This window comes from Streptomyces sp. NPDC041205, assembly GCF_055591765.1.
The window spans coordinates 233,023-253,713 of the sequence record NZ_JBVIZH010000012.1 but is presented as its reverse complement, the minus strand read 5'-3'; the positions used below and the strand labels follow the sequence as shown (position 1 = coordinate 253,713).

At 72.3% G+C, this 20,691-nt stretch carries 17 protein-coding genes; 5 read left to right on the top strand and 12 right to left on the bottom strand.

Annotated elements, in window-relative coordinates; translation table 11 throughout:
* Positions 1-561 precede the first annotated feature (561 nt).
* Positions 562-1,599, top strand: a complete 1,038-nt coding sequence (gene trpS, locus ACZ6BG_RS35720) for a tryptophan--tRNA ligase (protein ID WP_469009517.1) — start codon at positions 562-564, stop codon at positions 1,597-1,599.
* On the opposite strand, the gene ACZ6BG_RS35715 is transcribed toward trpS, so the two are convergent.
* Positions 1,527-2,573, bottom strand: a complete 1,047-nt coding sequence (locus tag ACZ6BG_RS35715; RefSeq protein WP_469009515.1) for a GlxA family transcriptional regulator — start codon at positions 2,571-2,573, stop codon at positions 1,527-1,529. The genes trpS and ACZ6BG_RS35715 overlap by 73 nt on opposite strands.
* Positions 2,574-2,659: 86 nt before the next feature.
* Here ACZ6BG_RS35715 and ACZ6BG_RS35710 point away from each other — a divergent pair, with 86 nt between their 5' ends.
* Entirely contained in the window at positions 2,660-3,244 is a 585-nt protein-coding gene (locus ACZ6BG_RS35710) for a cysteine hydrolase family protein (protein WP_469009547.1), read from the top strand.
* A gap of 242 nt (positions 3,245-3,486) precedes the next feature.
* On the opposite strand, the gene proC is transcribed toward ACZ6BG_RS35710, so the two are convergent.
* The 5 genes from proC to ACZ6BG_RS35685 all read right to left on the bottom strand — a co-directional run bounded on the left by proC (position 3,487) and on the right by ACZ6BG_RS35685 (position 8,161).
* Positions 3,487-4,374 (bottom strand): pyrroline-5-carboxylate reductase, encoded by an 888-nt coding sequence (proC, locus tag ACZ6BG_RS35705; protein WP_469009513.1) that lies wholly within the window; start codon positions 4,372-4,374, stop codon positions 3,487-3,489.
* Between the two features lie 107 nt (positions 4,375-4,481).
* Positions 4,482-5,219 (bottom strand): ABC transporter permease, encoded by a 738-nt coding sequence (locus tag ACZ6BG_RS35700; protein ID WP_469009508.1) that lies wholly within the window; start codon positions 5,217-5,219, stop codon positions 4,482-4,484.
* 214 nt (positions 5,220-5,433) lie between these two features.
* Positions 5,434-6,225 carry an ABC transporter ATP-binding protein gene (locus ACZ6BG_RS35695; protein WP_469009506.1) on the bottom strand — a complete coding sequence of 264 codons (792 nt, stop codon included), beginning with the start codon at positions 6,223-6,225 and terminating at the stop codon, positions 5,434-5,436.
* A gap of 463 nt (positions 6,226-6,688) precedes the next feature.
* The gene (locus ACZ6BG_RS35690; RefSeq protein ID WP_469009504.1) at positions 6,689-7,585 is read right to left on the bottom strand and encodes a class I SAM-dependent methyltransferase; all 897 of its coding nucleotides are present in this window, start codon (positions 7,583-7,585) and stop codon (positions 6,689-6,691) included.
* An 87-nt stretch (positions 7,586-7,672) separates the two neighbouring features.
* Positions 7,673-8,161 (bottom strand): EamA/RhaT family transporter, encoded by a 489-nt coding sequence (locus ACZ6BG_RS35685; RefSeq protein WP_469009545.1) that lies wholly within the window; start codon positions 8,159-8,161, stop codon positions 7,673-7,675.
* 318 nt (positions 8,162-8,479) lie between these two features.
* Here ACZ6BG_RS35685 and ACZ6BG_RS35680 point away from each other — a divergent pair, with 318 nt between their 5' ends.
* Positions 8,480-10,783: a serine/threonine-protein kinase gene (locus ACZ6BG_RS35680; protein ID WP_469009502.1), complete on the top strand. Its 2,304-nt coding sequence runs from the start codon at positions 8,480-8,482 to the stop codon at positions 10,781-10,783.
* 164 nt (positions 10,784-10,947) lie between these two features.
* On the opposite strand, the gene ACZ6BG_RS35675 is transcribed toward ACZ6BG_RS35680, so the two are convergent.
* The 5 genes from ACZ6BG_RS35675 to ACZ6BG_RS35655 all read right to left on the bottom strand — a co-directional run bounded on the left by ACZ6BG_RS35675 (position 10,948) and on the right by ACZ6BG_RS35655 (position 15,958).
* Positions 10,948-11,280, bottom strand: a complete 333-nt coding sequence (locus tag ACZ6BG_RS35675; protein WP_469009500.1) for an SH3 domain-containing protein — start codon at positions 11,278-11,280, stop codon at positions 10,948-10,950.
* 138 nt (positions 11,281-11,418) lie between these two features.
* Positions 11,419-13,272, bottom strand: coding sequence for a dihydroxy-acid dehydratase (gene ilvD / locus ACZ6BG_RS35670; protein WP_469009498.1), 1,854 nt, complete (start codon positions 13,270-13,272; stop codon positions 11,419-11,421).
* Between the two features lie 162 nt (positions 13,273-13,434).
* A complete protein-coding gene (locus tag ACZ6BG_RS35665; protein ID WP_469009497.1) occupies positions 13,435-14,061 on the bottom strand; it encodes a TetR/AcrR family transcriptional regulator in 627 nt (208 codons plus the stop codon).
* Positions 14,058-14,882: a sugar phosphate isomerase/epimerase family protein gene (locus ACZ6BG_RS35660; RefSeq protein ID WP_469009494.1), complete on the bottom strand. Its 825-nt coding sequence runs from the start codon at positions 14,880-14,882 to the stop codon at positions 14,058-14,060. Before ACZ6BG_RS35660 ends, ACZ6BG_RS35665 begins: the two co-directional genes overlap by 4 nt.
* Positions 14,883-15,025: 143 nt before the next feature.
* Entirely contained in the window at positions 15,026-15,958 is a 933-nt protein-coding gene (locus ACZ6BG_RS35655; protein WP_469009491.1) for a Ppx/GppA family phosphatase, read from the bottom strand.
* Between the two features lie 92 nt (positions 15,959-16,050).
* On the opposite strand from ACZ6BG_RS35655, the gene ACZ6BG_RS35650 reads away from it, so the two are divergent.
* Positions 16,051-17,001, top strand: a complete 951-nt coding sequence (locus ACZ6BG_RS35650) for a DUF3109 family protein (RefSeq protein ID WP_469009487.1) — start codon at positions 16,051-16,053, stop codon at positions 16,999-17,001.
* Between the two features lie 133 nt (positions 17,002-17,134).
* On the opposite strand, the gene ACZ6BG_RS35645 is transcribed toward ACZ6BG_RS35650, so the two are convergent.
* Positions 17,135-18,955, bottom strand: a complete 1,821-nt coding sequence (locus tag ACZ6BG_RS35645) for a BACON domain-containing protein (RefSeq protein ID WP_469009485.1) — start codon at positions 18,953-18,955, stop codon at positions 17,135-17,137.
* 278 nt (positions 18,956-19,233) lie between these two features.
* Between ACZ6BG_RS35645 and radA the strand changes: the two genes are divergently transcribed.
* A complete protein-coding gene (radA, locus tag ACZ6BG_RS35640) occupies positions 19,234-20,643 on the top strand; it encodes a DNA repair protein RadA (RefSeq protein ID WP_469009483.1) in 1,410 nt (469 codons plus the stop codon).
* The last annotated feature ends 48 nt before the right edge of the window (positions 20,644-20,691 follow it).

The following is a 20,691-nucleotide window of genomic DNA, read 5'->3' as shown; positions in this document are numbered from 1 at the left end:
CGACCCGATTTCCTCGGTGCTTTCCGGCCTTTCGGCCTTCCGGCGGTGTTGACTCTATCAGATCCTTTCGGGCCTGATTCCCAGTCAACCGGGGTCGTCTTCCCGGCTGTTGGGCCGTTCCGACGAGTGAGACTTTAGCGGAATCTCGGCTCCCGACCTAATCGGGGGCGTCCTTTCGAACGCGGACTCCTCATTTCGTAAAGACGCATGGAAACGAGCCGACAGCGGCCCCTCGTGGAAACGAAGAGGCTGAGCATCGATCGCTTGAATGGTTCTTACGGAATGGCCGCCCGGGGACCGATCAGTGATCGGCGCTCACGTCGGGCAACTCGGAGAACACTACGTTCCGGGTCTGGACGTGTCAACTTCGGGCCTGCCCGCGCTAGGGTGGGGACGTGACTACGCATGCGCGCACCCATCAGTGGTGGGCCGCCTGACGGCGGCCGAGCTGACGCATGCACTCAACGGCCGCCGCTTCGGCGGCCGTTCGCGTATCTCCCTCCGGAGGTCCTGAACCCGGTCGCCGGGACGGCGGCCCCGTTCTGGAGGTGGAGAGAAGAGATGACGCGGATCTTCAGTGGGGTCAAGCCGACCGGGCATCTGACGCTGGGGAACTACCTGGGGGCCATCCGGCAGTGGGCGGATGTCGATCAGTACCGGGCCGACGCGCTGTTCTGCGTCGTGGATCTGCACGCGCTGACCGTCGAGCACGACCCCGGGCGGGTGCGGAGGCTCAGTAGGCAGGCGGCGACGCTGCTCCTGGCGTCCGGGCTCGATCCCGAGCGGTGCGCCGTGTTCGTACAGAGCCATGTGGACGAGCACGCTCGGCTGTCGTATCTGCTCGAGTGCGTCGCCACGGACGGTGAGATGCGGCGGATGATCCAGTACAAGGAGAAATCCGCTGTCGAGCGGGCGCGGGGCGGGAGTGTGCGGCTTTCGCTGCTCACCTATCCGGTGCTGATGGCGGCGGACATCCTGGCCTACGGGGCCGACGAGGTGCCGGTCGGGGAGGACCAGACGCAGCACGTCGAGCTGACGCGGGACCTGGCGGTGCGGTTCAACCAGCGGTACGGGCACGCGTTCGCGGTGCCGCGGGCCACGCGGCCGGAGGTGGCGGCGCGGGTCATGGATCTGCAGGAGCCGACGTCGAAGATGGGGAAGTCCCACGAGTCGGGGGCGGGGATCGTCTATCTGCTGGACGAGCCGGACGTGGTGCGGAAGAAGATCATGCGCGCTGTGACGGACAGCGGGGACGAGGTCGTGTACGACCGGGAGGCCCGGCCCGGGGTCTCGAACCTGCTGGAGATCCTCGCGGCTTGTGAAGGTGGGAACCCAAACGTCTTGAGCGGTGCATACGAGTCGTACGGAGCCTTGAAGAAGGACACCGCCGACGCCGTGGTGGAGCTTCTGCGGCCCGTGCGGGAGCGGCACAAGGAACTGGTTGCGGATTTCGCATACGTGGAGGAGGTGTTGCGGGCCGGGGCTGAGCGGGCGAGGGGGATGGCGAAGCCGACGGTCGATGCCGCCTATCGGGCGATCGGGCTGCTGCCTCCCGCGCCGGCGGTGCCCGAGCCGGTGCCGGTGAACGTGGCGCGGTAGGCGCGTGGGCTGGTGGCGAGACGCGAGGCGAAGTGCTGGCGCATCGTGATCTCGCTGCCGAAGCCCGCGCGGCGGGCCACCTCGGGCATGGGCAGGTCGGTGCGTTCGAGGAGCTTCTGCGCGGCGGCGACGCGCTGGTCCAGGAGCCAGCGCAGGGGTGTGGTGCCGGTCGCCGCGGTGAAGTGACGGGCGAACGAGCGCGCCGACATGCCCGCCCTGGCGGCCAGGTCGGAGACGGTGAGCGGTTCCTGGAGGTGACGCAGGGCGTATTCACGGACCGTGGCGAGGGCGTCGGCGTCGCGGTCGGCGCGAGGTGTGGGGTGCTCGATGAACTGCGCCTGGCCGCCGGTGCGGAACGGGGCGGTGACCATCGAGCGGGCGATGGTCGCGGCGACTTCCGAGCCGTGGTCCTTGCGGACCAGGTGCAGGCACAGGTCGATGCCGGCCGCGGTGCCCGCGGCGGTCCAGATGTTGTCGTCCTCGATGAAGAGGGCGTCGGGTACGACGGTGATGTGGGGGTGATGGGTGCGCAGGAGGTCGACGAGGTTCCAGTGGGTGATGGCGCGGCGGCCGTCCAGCAGGCCCGCCTGGGCCAGGGTGAAGGCGCCGCCGCACAGGGCCGCGATGGTGATGCCGCGGGTGTGGGCGCGGCGCAGGGCCTCCAGTAGTGGCGGTGGTGCCGGTGTCAGGTGGTCGTCCAGGCCGGGGACGACGATCAGGTCGGTGCCGGTCAGCCGGTTCAGCCAGGCGAGGGTGCGGTCGGGGGTGAGGGTGAGGCCGCCGCGCATGGGGACGGGGGCGGGGGTGGCGGCGACGCGGTGGAGGGCGAAGGGGGGTACGCCGCGGTCCGTGCGGTCGGTGCCCCAGACCTCCGTGATCACGGAGACGTCGAAGGGGCGGATGGCCGGGAAGGCGAGGAGGGCGATGCGTTGGGGATGAGCGGCATCGGCGGGTGGGGTGCGGGGTGATTGCACGCTGGCAGTAAACCATCGATCGGTGGCTTTTGTAGGGCTGGGGTGGTGGGGCTCCGGGCGGCAGCATCGTGGGCATGGAGAACGCACTGAACATCGCGGAGAACGCGGCGCTGGTCGTCGTGGACGTACAGAAGGGCTTCGAGGAGGAGGGGTACTGGGGCGCGCGGAACAATCCGGAGGCCGACGACAACATCGCCGCGCTCATCGACGCGTGGCAGGCGACGGAGCGGCCGGTCGTGTTCGTACGGCATGACTCGCCGAAGCCGGAGTCGCCGCTGCGGGTGGGATATGTGGGCAACGAGTTCAAGGAGTACGTCGAACAGCGGCGCGGTAAGGGGGGTGGGGGTGAGCTGTTCGTGACGAAGAGTGTGAACTCGGCGTTTTACGGGACGCCTGATCTGGATGCGTGGCTTCGGGAGGCCGGGGTTTCTCAGATCGTGGTGGCTGGGATTCAGACCAATATGTGCGCGGAGACCACTGCTCGGATGGGTGGGAATCTCGGGTACGAGGTGGTGTTCGCGTATGACGCGACGTACACCTTTGATCTGGTGGGGCCCTTTGGGTGGCGGCGGACTGCTGAGGAGATCGGGCAGGCCTCGGCTGTGTCCTTGCAGGGGGGTGGGTTTGCTCGGGTGGTTCTGACGGGGGAGGTGTTGGGGGGTGTGGGGTAGGGGTTGCCCTGCGGGGCTTTCCCCAGTCCTGCCCCTTCCCGAAACCGGGGCTCCGCCCCGGGCCCCGGAGGTAGGTGTCCGCTTCGGGTGGGACGGGCCGCTGCCGAATCGGCGCTTCGCGCCTCGTCCTCAAACGCCGGACGGGCTGGATTATGCCGGGGCCGGATAGTGCCGGACGGGCTGGATAGTGCCGGAGGGGGCTGATAGGGGACGACGCGGGCTGAAAGGTGGTCGGCGTGGGGTTAGGAGTTGTTGCCTGAAGCCAGTTCTCGGCTGCGGTCTCGGGCTGCTTCCAGGGCCGCGATCAGGGCGGCGCGGACTCCGTGGTTTTCGAGTTCGCGGATGGCGTTGATGGTGGTGCCCGCGGGGGAGGTGACGTTCTCGCGGAGCTTGACCGGGTGTTCGCCGCTGTCGCGGAGCATCACCGCCGCGCCGATGGCCGCCTGGACAATGAGGTCGTGGGCCTTGTCGCGCGGGAGTCCCAGCAGGATGCCCGCGTCCGTCATCGCCTCCACCAGGAAGTAGAAGTACGCGGGGCCGGAGCCGGACAGGGCGGTGCACGCGTCCTGTTGGGTCTCGGGGACTCGGAGCGTCTTGCCCACGGCGCCGAAGACGTCCTCCGCGTGGGCCAGGTCGGCGGCTGTGGCGTGGCTGCCGGCGGAGATGACGGACATGCCCTCGTCCACCAGTACCGGGGTGTTCGGCATGACGCGGATGACGGGAGTGGCGTCGGCCAGGCGCTCCTCGATGAACGCCGTGGTGATGCCCGCGGCCGCGCTGATCACGAGGGTGTCGGTGCTGACGTGCGGGGCGAGTTCGGCCAGGAGCGAGGCCATGTCCTGCGGCTTGCAGGCGAGGATCAGGATGTCCGCGCGCTTGGCGGCCTCGGCGTTGGTGAGGGGTTCCACGCCGTAGCGGGTGCGGAGTTCGTCGGCGCGCTCCTGGCGGCGGGTGGTGACCAGGAGGTCCGCGGGGGCTCGGCCGCTGCGGATCATGCCGCTGAGCAGGGCTTCGCCGATCTTGCCGGTGCCGAGGACGGCGACGACCTTCTGGTTCGGCTTGCTCGGTGTCTTCGGCGTCTTCCGCTTGCTCGCGGTGTTCGGCGTGCTCGGCGTGCTCGGCTTGCTCATGGGCGGGGGCCTCCCGGGGTGCGTCGTTCGGGGTCATCCTCGCATCGGGTGGGGGTGGGGTGGTGGGTTGTCCGGTCAGCGGACGGGGGTGGGGGTAGAGGGTGTCGTCAGGGGGTGCGGCGGCGGAGGGTTGCCGCGCCGAGGGCGAGGACCAGGAGGGCGCAGGCCGCGACGACGGCCGCGTCGCGGATGAATTCGCCCGTGATGTCGGGGTGGCGCAGGACCTCGTTCATGCCGTCGACCGCGTACGACATGGGGAGGACGTTCGAGATCGCCTCCAGGACCGGCTGCATGTTGTCGCGGGGCGTGAACAGGCCGCAGAGGAGCAGCTGCGGGAAGATCACCGCCGGCATGAACTGGACCGCCTGGTACTCGGAGGCCGCGAAGGCCGAGACGAACAGGCCGAGGGCCGTTCCGAGCAGGGCGTCCAGGAGCGCGACCAGGAGCAGGAGCCAGGCCGAGCCCGTGACGTCCAGGCCCAGGGCCCACAGGGCCAGGGCGGTGGCGAGCGCCGACTGGATCACGGCCAGGGCGCCGAAGGCCAGGGCGTAGCCCGCGATCAGGTCGCCCTTCGCCAGGGGCATCGCCAGTAGGCGTTCCAGGGTGCCGGACGTGCGTTCGCGGAGGGTCGCGATCGATGTCACCAGGAACATCGTGATCAGCGGGAAGACGCCCAGGAGGGATGCGCCGATCGCGTCGAAGGTGTGGGGGCTGCCGTCGAAGACGTAGCGGAGGAGCAGGAGCATCACGCACGGGACGAGGATCATCAGCGCGATGGAGCGGGGGTCGTGGCGGAGTTGGCGTAGGACTCGGGCCGCGGTGGCGAGGGTTCGGTTCGGGTTCATGGGGGCTCCGGGAGGAGAGGGCGAGGGACGTTCGGGGACGGGGCGTGGGTGGTTCCGGAGGGAGCGTGGGTGGTTCCGGAGGGAGCGTGGGTGGTTCCGGAGGGAGCGTGGGTGGTTCCGGAGGGAGCGTGGGTGGTTCCGGAGGGGTGGGGACGGTTCGCGGGGTGTCAGGTGGGTTTTTGAAGGGGTGTCAGGTGGGTTTTTGAAGGGGTGGTCAGGTCGCGTTTGCCTTGTCGACCAGGTGGAGGAACGCCGCTTCCACCGTTTCCGTGGCCGTGCGGGTGCGCAGGGACTCGGGGGTGTCGTCCGCGAGGATCTCGCCCTCGCGCATGAGGAGCAGGCGGTGGCAGCGTTCCGCCTCGTCCATGACGTGGGACGACACGAGGATCGTGGTGCCTCTGTCGGTGGCGATGGTGTGGAAGAGGTTCCACAGGTCCCGGCGCAGTACGGGGTCCAGGCCGACTGTGGGCTCGTCGAGGACCAGGAGTTCGGGGGTGCCCAGGAGGGCTACCGCCAGGGAGACGCGGCTGCGTTGGCCGCCGGAGAGGTTTGCCGCGAGGGCGTCCGCGTGGGTGGTCAGGTCCACCTCCGCGATGGCTCGGGTCACGTCCTCGTGGCGGCGGGTCGCTGTGGGGCCGCGGCCCGGGGAGAGGATCGCGGCGAAGTACTCCAGGTTTTGGCGGACTGTCAGGTCGTCGTAGATCGACGGGTCCTGGGTCACGTAGCCGATTCGGGAGCGGAGGGCGGGGGTTCCTGCCGGGTGGTTCAGGACGTTCAGAGTGCCTGTGACTTGTGCCTGGGTGCCGACGATTGCTCGCATCAGGGTGGATTTGCCGCAGCCTGAGGGGCCCAGGAGGCCGGTGATTTGGCCTCGAGGGACGGTGAAGGTGAGGTCTTTCAGGACTGTTCGGTGGCCTCGGGTGGTGGTGAGGGAGGTGGCTTCGATTGCGGGGGTGGGGGGTGGGGTTTGGGGTGGTGGTTGAGGTGGGGGCTCGTTATTCATCATGTGATGATTATGTGGGGTGGGGGATGGGCTTCGTCAAGGGGTGGGGGGTGGGGGTGCGGGTGGGGGCGTCCGTGTGGGGCCCTGCGGGGCGTTCCCCAGTCCCGCCCCTTCCCGAAACCGGGGCTCCGCCCCGGGCCCCGGAGGTAGGTGTCCGCTTCGGGTGGGACGGGCCGCTGCCGAATCGGCGCTTCGCGCCTCGTCCTCAAACGCCGGACGGGCTGGAAGGGTGGTCCGGGGCAGGACGGAAAGGTCCTCGTGGGACGGGCCAAGGTCCCCACGGGACGAGCCAAGGCGCCCCCGGGACGGGCCAACGCGCCCCGGGACAGGCCAAGGTGCTCCTGGACGGGCCAAGGCCCCCGCGGGACGAGCCAAGGTGCCCCCGGGACGGGCATCCGTCGATCGGTGGAAGCCCGGCCCTCGTCCTCAAGCTGCGGACGGGCTGATTGCTTGCCCGACGCGGGCGTCAGTGGGGGGCGGGTGGGTTGCGTACGACGGTGATGTCTACGGCGTAGGCCTCTTCCACCTCGGTGTTGGGGAAGAGGCTGGTCAGGTGGGCCCGTTCTGCCGACAGGATCGGGGCCGACTGTTCTGGGCCCAGGTTTGCGAAGTACGAGCGGCTGCCCAGGTGGGCCAGGTGTACGGACAGAGGGATTCGGCGGGTCCAGTGCAGGCGGCGGTGGGTCGGGGCCAGGCCCGGGGCCACCGCTTCGATCGCCGCTGCCGCGTCGCTGCTGATGCCGCTCGCGTGGTAGCCGGGCAGCCGGGACTTCAGGCGGGCCTCCTGCTCCGCCGCCCAGGCGACGTCCGGGTCCGGCGTGTTCCACCACACCGCGAGGGCGCCGCCGGGGCGCAGTACGCGCAGGGCCTCCGGTATCGAGGTCGCCGGGTCCGTCCAGTGGAAGGCCTGGGCGTACGTGATGAAGTCCGCCGACGCGTCGGCCAGGGGCAACGCGTCCCCCACCGCACGCAGCAGCGGGGCGTCCGGCAGCCCCGCCCGCAGCTGTGCGCCCATGCCCGGGCCCGGCTCCACCGCGATCACACTCGCCCCACGGTCCCGCAGCAGGCGGGTGGCGATGCCCGTGCCCGCCCCCACGTCCACCACCGTGGCCCCTGCCAGGGGGCGTCCCGCCAGTTCTTCGAGCGTGGTGAGGAGTTCGGGTGGGTAGCCGGGGCGGGCCGCCGCGTACTGGGCCGCCACCGTGTCGAAGGAGAGGGCGGGGGGAAGGGGTCCGCTCTTGTTCGGGGGACCGCTCTTGTTTGAGGGGGCGCTCTTGTTCGGGGGCGCGTCCGGGCCCAGGTGCGGGCTCGGGTCCCGGCTCAGGTCCCGGCTCAGGTTCACGCGGTCGTCGTCGCTCGGCATGGCGTCATCCTCGCCTCGCCGCCCGGCCCTTCGCCGGGGTTCGGGCGGCTTCGTCCGGCTGTCGCTCCGCGAGTGCCCCCCGGCCCGCTACTTCCGGCGCTTCCGCTTCGACGGGTTCTTCGTCCTGCGTGACGTCCGCTTCTCGTACTGCTCCCGCGCCGTCTCGTACTCCTGGCGGTGCAGCTTCTCGCCGGGGGCTTCCTTCAGGGCGCGGAAGAAGTACGCGAGGAGGGAGCCGACGAAGCCGATCATCATCAGGCTGCGCATCGACGCCACCGACTGCGGGTCGTGGCGCTTGGCGAAGCCCTCCCACGTACGCCGGAACGCGATCGCGCTGCAGATCGCGAACATGATCACGACGAGGAGGTTCACGAACGCGCCCACGTCCGCGATCTCCAGGCCCTGGTAGGCGAAGCGCAGCACGAGGCAGCCCGCGACGGCCGCGGCCAGCGAGCCGACCGCGACACCGGCGCGGCGCAGGCCGTAGCGGTCCGTGTGGTCGACCCAGCTGGTGCCGAAGAAGCGGATGGGCTCGGGCCGGGGCCCCGGCGCGGTGCCCTCGGACGACGGCTCGATACGCGGTTCGGCACGCGATTCGTCACGCGGTTGGTCACTCACGCGTCGATTATCGCCCGGTCGGGCAGGCAAACGGTCAGCCGGAGCCGCACGGGAGCGATCAAAGCCCGTCCGGCGATGGAGGACGAGCGCGAAGCGCGAATGGCGGGGAGAGGGGCGCAGCCCCATAGTCACCCCCCGAGCCGCCCCACGTCCCCCGGGGCCCAGGGGCCAGGCCACGCCGAAGACGTCCCCCGCCTTGCCCCGCCCACGCCCCCGGCCGCTAGTTTGTGCGGACAGGCATGACGCACGGGGGACGACCGGAACGGAGGTCGAAAGGTGTCGCTCCGCTCAGGGGATCCTGAGGAGATCGGTGGCTATGCGCTCGAGGCCCGCCTGGGCGCGGGCGGCATGGGCACCGTGTTCCTCGGGCGTACGGCGTCGGGGCGACCGGTCGCGATCAAGCTGATCCACCAGCAGTTCGCGGACGACGACGAGTTCCGCATCCGGTTCCGGCAGGAGGTCGCCGCGGCGCGCCGGGTGAGCGGCGCGTTCACCGCCGCCGTCGTCGACGCCGACCCCGAGGGGCCGCACCCGTGGATGGCCACCTCGTACATAGACGGCCCGACGCTCGCGCAGCGCATCGCGCGGCGCGGGCCGATCGGCGGGGCCGAGCTGCGTTCGCTCGCCATCGGGCTCGCCGAGGCGCTGCGCGACATCCACCGCGCCGATGTCGTCCACCGTGATCTGAAGCCGTCCAACGTGGTCCTCTCGCCGGAGGGGCCGCGCGTCATCGACTTCGGCATCTCGCGCGCGGCCGACCAGCAGACGCTGACGATGACGGGGCGCGTGATCGGTACGCCGCCGTTCATGTCGCCGGAGCAGTTGCAGAACCCGCGCGGGGTCGGGCCGTCCTCGGACGTCTTCTCGCTGGCCACGCTGCTGGTGTACGCGTCCACGGGGCAGGGGCCCTTCGACGCGGACTCCCCCTATATGACGGCCTACCAGGTCGTCCACGAGCCGCCCGCCCTCGGCGACGTACCGCACGCCCTGCGCACCGCCGTCGAGCCGTGCCTCACCAAGGACCCGGCCGCCCGGCCCTCCGTCGACGAACTCCTCGTCCTGCTGCGCGACCTGCCCGCCGACCTGGAGGTCGTCGTGGGCGGCGGGCGCACCCGGGACACCCGGACCCAGCATCATCTGTCCCGGGACACGGGCGGGGGGCGGAACACCGGCCGCTCGGACGGCACCGCGGCGACGGCCTCCGGCGAGGGCATCGGCGTGGGCACGGACGGGGACGAGGACGCCGCCGCGTCCCCCTCCCCCGACCCGGAAGCCGCCTCGTCCTCCTCCCCCGTCCACCGTCGCCGCTGGCGCCCCGCCCTCGCGGCCGTCGCCGCCATCGCCGTCCTCGGCGCGGGCCTCGCCCTCCTCGCCCGGTCCTCCGACGACAGCCCGGACGCCAAGGAGGAGGACAAGGGCCGCAACGTGGCCGCGACCGGCCCGGCCCTGCCCGACGGCTTCCGGCCGTGGCGGCAGGACGTGCCGGCCGGAACGGCGAAGATCCCCGACGAGGTGCGCTGTCTTCCGCACGGCGACTCCGTGTACTGCGGGGGCGGCGGCTCCGTCGCCACCCGCGTCCGGGTCGCCGACGGCAAGCGGCTGTGGAGCGTGGGCGGGCCGGGCGTACCGGTCCAGGACACCTCGCTCGCCGGGCTCGCGGGCGGCGGCCGTACCGTCGTCGGCTACCGCTTCGCCGCCGAGGGGTCGGGGCCCGACGAGGTGGTCGCCCTCGACGCCGCGCGCGGCAAGGAGCTGTGGTCCGCGCCGTTCGGCGCCCGGTCCTCGTCCGTCGTGGGCCCCGGCGCCGCGGACGCCGTGGTGGCCGGGTCGACCGTGCTCACGGCCGACGCGGACGGCACCCGGATCGAGGGCAGGGACGCGCGGTCCGGCAGGAGTCTGTGGACGGTCCCGTTCCCCGCGGGCAGCCAGTGCGCGCCGCTCGACGCGGGCGGCCACGCGTACGTGATGTGCGTGCCGAAGGCGGAGCTCGCCGACGGCCCGGCGCGGCGGGCCACGGTCCGTGGTGTCGACCCGGCATCGGGCGAGCCCGGGCGGGCCGTCGCGCTGGACGGTCCGGTGCAGCCGCTCGGCGCGCTGGACGGGCGGCTCGTCCTGGTACGGCAGCGGGCGGGCGAGGAGATCGGCGTCATCACGTACGACGCGGTGCTGCGCGTGGACGCGGCGCGCGGCAAGGCGACGACGACCCGGCTGTCCAAGACGTACGGCGGGACGCCCGCGCTCGTCGGCGGCTCGGTGTACTTCACGGAGCAGAGCGGCCGGGTCAGCGCGGTCGACGCCGGTTCCGGCCGGTTCCGGTGGGCCCGGCACACGGGTGTCGAGGGTGCGGCGGGGCCGACCGCCGGTCCTGGCGCGCTGTACTTCGGTTCGAGCGGCGGCCGGGTCGCCGCACTCGTCCCGCGCGACGGCCGCCGCCTCTGGTCCACCGACCCGAAGGTCAACGGCGACGGCGGCCTGCGCACGGGCTCCCGCGTGACGCTCGCGGGCCGGGTGGCGGTGGTGTCGGGGTCGGGCAACCTGCTGTACGCGTTCGACACGGCGAAGCCGCCGAATTCGGACTGAGGGGGCCTCGCCCGGGAGCGGGGCCCGCACGAAGAAGCCGCCGAAGCCCGGATGCCCGGACCTCGGCGGCCTCATGTCGTCGGTGGCCGTGGCGCCTCAGCCCCGCGCGGCGCACCGCCGGGCTGAGCCGGCCTCACTCGTCACTGCCGCCCCGCCCTCGCCTCTCAGCACCGCGGCGCCACGTACCCGTTGCTCCCCGTCCGCACATACGTGTCGGACACATACCGGCTGTTGCCGATCTTGTCCCATATCTGTGAGGTGCCGGTCGGGCCCGTGACCGTCTCGCCGGGACGCTGGCAGCTGATGGAGACGCGGCTGCCCGCCTGGACGCGGCCGACCTTGGCGTAGGAAGTGCCGGGGCCGGAGCGGACGTTGACGTCCGCGACGACGGGGTAGCTGCGGGCCGCCGCCTCGGCGCTCACCTCGGCGATGTCGGTCCCGTCGAGCTCGGCAGCCCCTGCTGCCCCAGCCGTCACCGTGAGTTCCTCACTGCTCATCCTGCTACCCCATATCCCCCGTGAAACGGGCGGCGCGGGCCGCCCATGGCATGTACCTCACACCATAGACGCGCCCGCGCATCACACCAGTTGCAGGACAAAGCGGGACAGTCTCCACCAGCCCGCGGAGGGGGTGCGTCAGCCCAGCTTCGACACGTCCCGCACCGCGCCCTTGTCCGCGCTGGTCGCCATCGCCGCGTACGCCCGCAGCGCCTGCGAGACCTTGCGCTCGCGGGACTTGGGGGCGTACACGCCGCCCAGGGCCTCGCGGCGGCGGTCCAGTTCGGCGTCGTCCACGAGGAGCTCGATCGAGCGGTTCGGGATGTCGATGCGGATGCGGTCGCCGTCCTCGACGAGGGCGATCGTGCCGCCGGAGGCCGCCTCCGGGGACGCGTGGCCGATGGACAGGCCCGACGTGCCGCCGGAGAAGCGGCCGTCGGTGACGAGCGCGCAGGCCTTGCCGAGGCCGCGGCCCTTCAGGAAGGACGTGGGGTAGAGCATCTCCTGCATGCCGGGGCCGCCCTTGGGGCCCTCGTAGCGGATGACGACGACGTCGCCCTCGACGACCTGCTTGTTGAGGATCTTCTCGACGGCTTCTTCCTGCGACTCGCAGACGACTGCGGGGCCTTCGAAGGTCCAGATCGACTCGTCCACGCCCGCCGTCTTCACGACGCAGCCGTCGACCGCCAGGTTGCCCTTGAGGACGCCGAGGCCGCCGTCCTGGGAGTAGGCGTGCGCGACGTCGCGGATGCAGCCGTTCGCGGCGTCCGTGTCGAGGGTGTCCCAGCGCTCGGACTGCGAGAAGGCCTCGGCGGAGCGCACGCAGCCGGGGGCCGCGTGCCACAGCTCGACGGCCTCGGCGGAGGCCGAGCCGCCGCGGATGTCCCAGGCGTCCAGCCACTCCTTGACGGAGGCGGAGTGGACGGTGTGCACGTCCTCGTTGAGCAGGCCGCCGCGGTACAGCTCGCCGAGGATCGCGGGGATGCCGCCCGCGCGGTGCACGTCCTCCATGTAGTACGTCGTGGTCGGCGCGACGTTCGGCGCGACCTTCGCCAGGCACGGGACGCGGCGCGAGACGGCGTCGATGTCCGACAGGTCGTACCCGGCCTCGGCCTCCTGGGCGGCGGCGAGCAGGTGCAGGATCGTGTTCGTGGAGCCGCCCATGGCGATGTCGAGCGCCATGGCGTTCTCGAAGGCCGCGTGGGTGGCGATGTTGCGCGGCAGGACGGAGGCGTCGTCCCCCTCGTAGTACCGCTTGGTCAGCTCGACGACCGTGGCGCCCGCGCGCTCGTACAGCGCCTTGCGGGCCGTGTGCGTGGCGAGGACCGAGCCGTTGCCCGGCAGGGACAGGCCGATGGCCTCGGTCAGGCAGTTCATGGAGTTGGCGGTGAACATGCCGGAACAGGAGCCGCAGGTCGGGCAGGCATTCTCCTCGATGCGGAGGATGTCCTCGTCCGAGACGTTCTCGTTCACCGCGTCGCTGATCGCGTTGATCAGGTCGAGCTTTCGGACCGTGCCGTCGACCAGCGTGGTCTTGCCGGCCTCCATGGGGCCGCCGGAGACGAAGACCGTCGGGATGTTCAGGCGCAGGGCCGCCATCAGCATGCCGGGGGTGATCTTGTCGCAGTTGGAGATGCAGATCAGCGCGTCCGCGCAGTGCGCCTCCACCATGTACTCGACGGAGTCCGCGATCAGGTCGCGGGACGGCAGCGAGTACAGCATGCCGCCGTGGCCCATCGCGATGCCGTCGTCCACGGCGATCGTGTTGAACTCGCGCGGGATGCCGCCCGCCTCCTGGATGGCCTCGCTCACGATGCGGCCGACGGGGGCCAGGTGCGTGTGGCCCGGCACGAACTCGGTGAAGGAGTTGGCGACGGCGATGATCGGCTTCCGGCCGATGTCCGCGCCCGGTACCCCGGAGGCCCGCATAAGGGCGCGCGCGCCCGCCATGTTGCGGCCGTGGGTGACTGTGCGGGACCTCAGCTCGGGCATCGTCGCTCGCTCCTCAAGAGTCATGCTTCGGGGCATGTGTGACTTACGGCCGAGCGTACGCCGCTGATCCAAGATCCGGACAGGGTGTCCGGATGGCGGGACGGCCGTCTCACCGGCGGAACCCCCTCGCCGCGACGGCCACGACCGGCCGCACCCGCGCGGCTACGGCCCGGTCAGATGCCCCTGCACCACCGGCGCCACCCGCACCACGATCTGTTCCACGTCCGCCGACGCCAGCGGCTCGACCTGGATGACGTACCGCAGCATCGCCGTCCCCACCAGCTGAGCCGCCGCCAGCTCGGCGCGCAGCTCGGCGTCGGGCAGGTCGAGGCGCTCGGCGATGCGGGCCAGGAGCTGGGTGGAGATCAGGCGGCGGAAGACCGTGGCGGCCGTTTCGTTGTTGACGGCGGAGCGGACGATCGCGAGCAGCGGCGTACGGGTCTTCGGGTCCTCCCAGACGCCGAGGATGAAGCGGGTCAGGCGCTCGCCGACGTCGTCGAGCGGGCCCTCCGCCACGGCGGCCGGCGCCCCGAGGGCGGGTGCGAAGGCCACCTCGATGGCGGCGGCGAAGACCTGCTCCTTCGTGCCGAAGTAGTGGTGCACGAGCGCCGAGTCCACGCCCGCCGCCTTGGCGATGGAGCGCACGGACGCCTTCTCGTACCCGCGCTCGGAGAACTGTTCGCGGGCCGCGTCCAGGATCACCTCGCGCATGGCGGGGCCCTGCTCGGCCTGGGTGCGGGAGGGGCGGCCCCGGCGCCGGGGCGCGGGGGCGGGGCTCTCGCCGGTCACGACCGCGGCACCTGCACCGCCGACGCCAGGTGCAGGCGGGTGAAGGCGAGCGCCTCGGCGAGGTCGGCCTCGCGCTCCGCGCTGGACATGGCGCGCCGGGTGTTGACCTCGATGACGACGTGGCCGTCGAAGCCGCTGGTCGCGAGGCGTTCGAGCAGTTCGGCGCAGGGCTGGGTGCCGCGCCCTGGCACCAGGTGCTCGTCCTTCGCGGAGCCCTTGCCGTCGGCGAGGTGGACGTGGCCGAGGCGGTCGCCCATGCGGTCGACCATCTGGAGGGCGTCGACGCGGGAGGTCGCGGTGTGCGACAGGTCGATCGTGAAGTGGCGGTAGTCGTCCTTGGTGACGTCCCAGTCGGGGGCGTACGCGAGCATCTCGCGGTCGCGGTACCGCCAGGGGTACATGTTCTCCACGGCGAAGCGCACGTCGGTCTCGTCGGCCATCCGCCAGATGCCCTCGACGAACTCGCGGGCGTAGCCGCGCTGCCAGCGGAACGGCGGGTGCACGACGACCGTCGACGCGTCCAGCTTCTCGGCGGCGGCGCGGGCGCGCTGGAGCTTCACCCAGGGGTCGGTGGACCAGACGCGCTGGGTGATCAGCAGGCACGGCGCGTGCACGGCGAGGACCGGGATCCGGTGGTAGTCGCTGAGGCGGCGCAGGGCCTCGATGTCCTGGCTGACGGGGTCCGTCCACACCATGACCTCGACGCCGTCGTAGCCGAGGCGCGCCGCTATCTCGAAGGCCGTCGCCGTCGACTCCGGGTACACGGAGGCCGTCGACAGGGCGACCTTCGCATCCGGGATGCGCACGACTGGTTCCACCACGGGGACAGCGTACGGGGTGCGTTTGTCGGGTGGTCCTGGCATGGGGGCCTATTCGCCGTGGGGTTCTTCACCATGGGCGGGTGCGGGTGGTCGGTGACTGGTTCGCGCGGTTCCCCGCACCCCTGAAGGGGCAGCTCGCCCCTTCAGGTCGTCGGCATGTGGTCCAGGCGGCGCAGGATCACGCCCTCCCGCAGCGCCCACGGGCAGACCTCCACGGACTCCACGCCGAAGAGGTCCATCACGCCCTCGGCGACGAGCGCCCCGGCGAGCAGCTGTCCGGCGCGTCCCTCGGACACTCCGGGCAGCTCGGCCCGCTCGGCGGTGGTCATGGCGGCGAGCTGCGGCACCCAGTCCTCCAGGGACTTGCGCTTCAGCTCCCGCTGTACGTAGAGGCCTTCCGTGGAGCGCGCGGCGCCCGCGAGCCGGGCCAGTTGCTTGAACGTCTTCGAGGTGGCGACGACGTGGTCGGGGTTGCCGAAGCGGCTGAACTCGCCGACGGTGCGGGCGATCTGGGCGCGGACGTGGCGGCGCAGGGCTCGCACGTCGGCCGGGTCGGCCGGGTCGGTGGGCAGCCAGGCGGCGGTCAGGCGGCCGGCGCCGAGCGGCAGGCTGGCCGCGGCGTCGGGCTCCTCGTCGATGCCGTACGCGATCTCCAGGGAGCCGCCGCCGATGTCCAGGACGAGCAGCTTGCCCGCGGACCAGCCGAACCAGCGCCTGGCGGCCAGAAAGGTCAGCCGCGCCTCCTCCGCTCCGGTGAGGACCTGCAGGTCGACGCCCGTCTCGGCGCGGACGCGGGCGAGCACGTCGTCGGCGTTGGTCGCCTCCCGCACGGCCGAGGTGGCGAACGGAAGGAGGTCTTCGACGCCCTTGTCCTCCGCGGCCTGGAGCGCGTCACGCACCGTGGCGATGAGCAGGTCGACGCCTTCGGGGCCGATGGCGCCCGCCTCGTCGAGGAGTTGGGCAAGGCGCAGGTCGGCCTTGTGGGAGTGCGCGGGCAGCGGTCGCGCGCCGGGGTGGGCGTCCACCACCAGCAGATGCACCGTGTTCGAACCCACGTCGAGGACACCGAGTCTCATGTACGGAACGCTACTGCGCCCACGACCGTTCCCGGCGTCCGGGCGGGCGTCACTGGTCTCCGGGGACACACGGGCGCGCATACCCTGGAGACGTGCCAAAGACGAAAAAGGCGAAGTCCGACAAATCGAAGCCGTCGCAGTCATCGGAGTCCTCGAAGTCGGAGAAGGCCGAGCGGGCGGAGAAGGCCGAGCGGAAGGCCAAGGAGGCCAGGAAGGCCGAGAAGGCGAAGAAGGCCGGGAAAGCCGCGAAGGCCGCCAAGGCCGGGGCGGCCGCAGGCGGCGCGGTCCAGGACGAGCAGGGTCTGGACTTCGCGCGCGCCTGGGTGGAGTTCCCGGACCCGGCGGACGACGAGCAGGTCTTCCGCTGCGACCTGACGTGGCTCACCTCCCGCTGGAACTGCGTCTTCGGCAGCGGCTGCCAGGGCATCAAGGCCGGCCGCGCCGACGACGGCTGCTGCACGCTGGGCGCGCACTTCTCCGACGAGGACGACGAGAAGCGGGTCGCGGGTTACGTGGCGCGGCTCACTCCGGACATCTGGCAGCACCACGACGTGGGCACCGCGTCGGGCTGGGTCTCGCAGGACGAGGACGGCGAGCGCCAGACCCGGCCGTACAACGGCTCGTGCATCTTCCAGAACCGGCCCGGGTTCGCGGGCGGCGCGGGCTGCTCGCTGCACATCCTGGCGCTGAAGGAGGGACGCGAGCCGCTGGAGACCAAGCCGGACGTCTGCTGGCAGCTGCCCGTCCGGCGGACTTTCGACTGGATCGAGCGGCCCGACGACACGAAGGTCCTTCAGGTGTCCATCGGGGAGTACGACCGCCGGGGCTGGGGTCCTGGAGGACATGACCTGCACTGGTGGTGCACGTCGGCCACCTCGGCGCACGGCGCCGGGGACCCGGTGTACGTCTCCTATCGGCCCGAGCTGATCGAGCTCATGGGCAAGGAAGGCTATGGCCGCCTGGTTGAGCTGTGTGAGGAGCGGCTCGCCTCGCAGCTGCCGCTGCTCGCGCCGCATCCCGCGGATCCCGTCCGGGGCTCCTAGTCGCCGTCGGGCGGTTCGCCGGTGGGCGGGTGCGGGACGGTTCCGCGCTGAGCGCGCCCACGCGGCGGAGCCGCAAAATGTCGCAGCCCCGCGCCCCTCTGCTGCCGCCGCCCACCTCAGACCTGGCCCAGGCTCAGCCCTGGCCGGGGTCACCGCCTGAGGGTGGTGTCGTCGGGGCCGGGTCCGACGGGGTCGGGGTGGGGTCCGTGGGTGGTGTGCTCGTCGGGGTGGGGTCCGGGTCGGGCGGGGTGGGCGTGGGGTTGCCCTGGGTGGGGGTCGGGTCGGGGTCGGAGGGGCCCGGGCGGGTTGCCGTGGGGCGGGGGCCCGGGTTGCCGGGGCGGGGCGGTGGGGTGGAACTGCCGTAGCCCTCCAGGGAGATGACCGCTCCGGTGGGGGCGATGGTGACGCGGGCGCTCCAGTGGCCCGCGGGCTCGCGGTCGGCGTCCACGTACACCCTGATCGTCACGGACTCGCCGGGCGAGAGTGTGCCCGAGGACTGGCTGAGGGCGAGCCAGGACGCTCCGGTGCTCGCGGACCAGCGGACCGGTGAACTGCCGCCGCCGGTCAGCGTGATGAGCGTGACGCCGCCGTGCGAGCGGGCCTGGACGCCGATGCGTCCGGCGCCGGGGGCCGCGGGCCCGCCGGGGCTGATGACCTCCACGGAGACACCGGGTCCGCCGCGGCCGTCGCGGAAGCGGTCGGGGGTGGTGCGGGCGTTGCCCGCGTTCTCGTAGTCCTCCCTGCCCCGGGGGCCGTCGCCGGGGCCGTCGTCGGCCTCGGCTGCGCTGGCGGAGCGGCCGTCGCGGCCCTCGCCGGTGAGCGGCGCGCCGCGATAGGCCGCCCAGAGGGCGAGGACGGGGGCGGCCACGACGGTGGCGACGACCGTGGTGGTGACGGCACGCGCGCGCAGGCGTTCGCGGCGGGCGGCGTGGTCCTTGGGGTCCATCGGGAAGCCGCGCCGGTCGAAGCGCGGGCCGCCGCCGCGGGGCCTGCCCTTGGCGCGCGGGGTGTGGGCCATGGCGTGGTGCAAGGCGGTGCGCGGGGCGGCGATGACGGGCAGCGCGGCCGGGGTGACGGCGGTGCCGGGCCAGGCGCTTGAGGCCGTGCGCTCGGCGGTGCGGCGGCACTGCGGGCAGTCGTCGACGTGCCGGACGAGCTCGCGGCGCAGGGCGGTGCCGAGCAGGACCTGGTTGTCGCCGGTGAGGCGGGCCACGATCGGGCAGGTGCCGGTCTCGACGACGGCGAGGGCCGCGCGGGTGCGCTCCACCTCGCAGGCGGCGGAGGCGAGCAGGTCACGGGCGGCGGCCGGGTCGAGGCCGAGGACGGCGGCGACCTCCTTGGCCGAGAGCCGGTGCCGGACGGCGAGCTCCAGGGCCTCGCGCTGCTCGGGCGTGGTCCCGGCGGCCTCGGGCCAGGCGAGCTGGGCCAACTCGCGGCGGCGGGCGCGGGCGGTCTCGTCGACGGGGGTGGCGGGGGCTCCGGGGGCGGCGGAGGCCTGGCCGCCGGGCCCGGCGGAGGCCTGGGCTGCCTGGGCGGCGGGGGACTCGGGGCTGGGCGCCGGGGCGGACGCGCTCGCCCCGGACGGGTCGCCCCCGGACGAGCCGCCCCCCGGCGAGCCGCCCCCGGACTGCGCTCCATGGCGGCCGCGCTGCTTCGCCTCGGCGAGGGCGCGCAGGCACATCCAGCGGGCGAGCGCGTAGAGCCACGCACGGGTGTCGCCGTCGGGCCGGGCGCCGCGCCGCTCGGCCAGCACGAGGACGTCACCGAGCGCGGCGGTCGCCGCGTCGTGGTCGCACAGCACCGACAGGCAGTACGTGAACAGGCCGTCCAGGAACGGTTCGTAGTGCGCGGGCGGCGACTGGGTGACCGTGCGCGGCACCACCCGCTTGCGGGCGCCCGGATGCGCCCGGTGCGCGCCGGTGGTGTACGTGGGAGTTTCCGGGCTGCTGCTCATCACCCGTGCGAAGTTAGGCGCATGATGCAGGCGCCTTCTGCCCCCTTGAGCACATTTAATCCTTACGGGTGAACAGATCGCTCAAAAGGGGACAGGAAGACATGATTCCTTTGTCCGTTCGAGAGGTAAGGGCTCGGGAGGTCGGGCGGCGCCCGGAGCCGTCGGCGAGCATGGCCCGCGGCCACTGTCCGGTGCCGCTCACAGCCGCCGTCCGGTGCCGCCCACGGCCGGTCGCCGGTGCCGCCCGCGTTGTCAGTGGTGGCGGCTACGGTTCGTGCATGGCTGCCCGTACGAAATCCAGTAAGGACCGGCCGTCCTACCGCTGCACGGAGTGCGGCTGGCAGACGGCCAAGTGGCTCGGCCGCTGCCCCGAGTGCCAGGCTTGGGGGACGGTCGAGGAGTACGGCGCGCCCGCGGTGCGCACGACGACCCCCGGCCGGGTCACCTCCTCCGCGGTGCCCATCGGCGAGGTCGACGTCCGCCGCGCCACCGCACGCTCCACCGGCGTGCCCGAGCTGGACCGCGTCCTCGGCGGCGGCCTGGTGCCGGGCGCCGTGGTGCTGCTCGCGGGCGAGCCGGGCGTCGGCAAGTCCACGCTGCTGCTCGACGTCGCGGCGAAGGCGGCCACGGACGACCACCGCACGCTCTATGTCACCGGCGAGGAGTCGGCCAGCCAGGTCCGCCTGCGCGCCGACCGCATCAGCGCCATCGCGGACCACCTGTATCTCGCCGCCGAGACCGATCTGGCCGCCGTCCTCGGCCACTTGGACGCGGTCAAGCCCTCGCTCCTGATCCTGGACTCGGTGCAGACGGTCGCCTCGCCGGAGATCGACGGCGCGCCCGGCGGCATGGCGCAGGTCCGCGAGGTCGCGGGCGCCCTGATCCGCGCGTCCAAGGAGCGCGGCATGTCCACGCTCCTGGTCGGCCATGTCACCAAGGACGGCGCCATCGCGGGCCCGCGCCTCCTGGAGCACCTGGTCGACGTGGTGCTGCACTTCGAGGGCGACCGGCACGCCCGCCTGCGCCTGGTCCGCGGCGTGAAGAACCGGTACGGGACGACGGACGAGGTCGGCTGCTTCGAGCTGCACGACGAGGGCATCACGGGCCTGGCAGACCCGTCCGGCCTGTTCCTGACCCGCCGCGACGAGCCGGTCCCCGGCACCTGTCTGACGGTGACCCTGGAGGGCCGCCGCCCCCTGGTCGCCGAGGTGCAGGCGCTCACCGTCGACTCCCAGATCCCCTCCCCGCGCCGTACCACGTCCGGCCTTGAGACGTCCCGGGTTTCGATGATGCTGGCGGTCCTTGAGCAGCGCGGCCGCATCAGCGCCCTCGGCAAGCGCGACATCTACAGCGCCACGGTCGGCGGTGTGAAGCTGTCGGAGCCCGCCGCCGACCTCGCCGTGGCGCTCGCCCTCGCCAGCGCCGCGAGCGACACTCCGCTGCCGAAGAACCTCGTCGCGATCGGCGAGGTGGGCCTAGCGGGCGAGGTCAGACGGGTCACCGGCGTGCAGCGCAGACTGGCCGAGGCCCACCGTCTGGGCTTCACACACGCGCTCGTGCCCGCCGATCCGGGCAAGGTCCCGTCCGGTATGAAGGTCACCGAAGTCGCCGACATGGGCGACGCGCTGCGCGTCCTTCCGAGATCGCGTCGTCAAGAGGCCCCACGGGAGCACGAGGACCGCCGGTAGACTTTGCCCTGGTCTCGCCCATCCGTACGAAGCAAGGCGTATCGAGGC

Coding starts and splice junctions, on each gene's coding strand:
- ACZ6BG_RS35675 (WP_469009500.1), bottom strand. CDS start 11,280: ATGAGCAGTGAGGAACTCACGGTGACGGCTGGGGCAGCAGGGGCTGCC.
- trpS (WP_469009517.1), top strand. CDS start 562: ATGACGCGGATCTTCAGTGGGGTCAAGCCGACCGGGCATCTGACGCTG.
- ACZ6BG_RS35700 (WP_469009508.1), bottom strand. CDS start 5,219: ATGAACCCGAACCGAACCCTCGCCACCGCGGCCCGAGTCCTACGCCAA.
- radA (WP_469009483.1), top strand. CDS start 19,234: ATGGCTGCCCGTACGAAATCCAGTAAGGACCGGCCGTCCTACCGCTGC.
- ACZ6BG_RS35645 (WP_469009485.1), bottom strand. CDS start 18,955: ATGAGCAGCAGCCCGGAAACTCCCACGTACACCACCGGCGCGCACCGG.
- ACZ6BG_RS35690 (WP_469009504.1), bottom strand. CDS start 7,585: ATGCCGAGCGACGACGACCGCGTGAACCTGAGCCGGGACCTGAGCCGG.
- proC (WP_469009513.1), bottom strand. CDS start 4,374: ATGAGCAAGCCGAGCACGCCGAGCACGCCGAACACCGCGAGCAAGCGG.
- ilvD (WP_469009498.1), bottom strand. CDS start 13,272: ATGCCCGAGCTGAGGTCCCGCACAGTCACCCACGGCCGCAACATGGCG.
- ACZ6BG_RS35695 (WP_469009506.1), bottom strand. CDS start 6,225: ATGATGAATAACGAGCCCCCACCTCAACCACCACCCCAAACCCCACCC.
- ACZ6BG_RS35655 (WP_469009491.1), bottom strand. CDS start 15,958: ATGAGACTCGGTGTCCTCGACGTGGGTTCGAACACGGTGCATCTGCTG.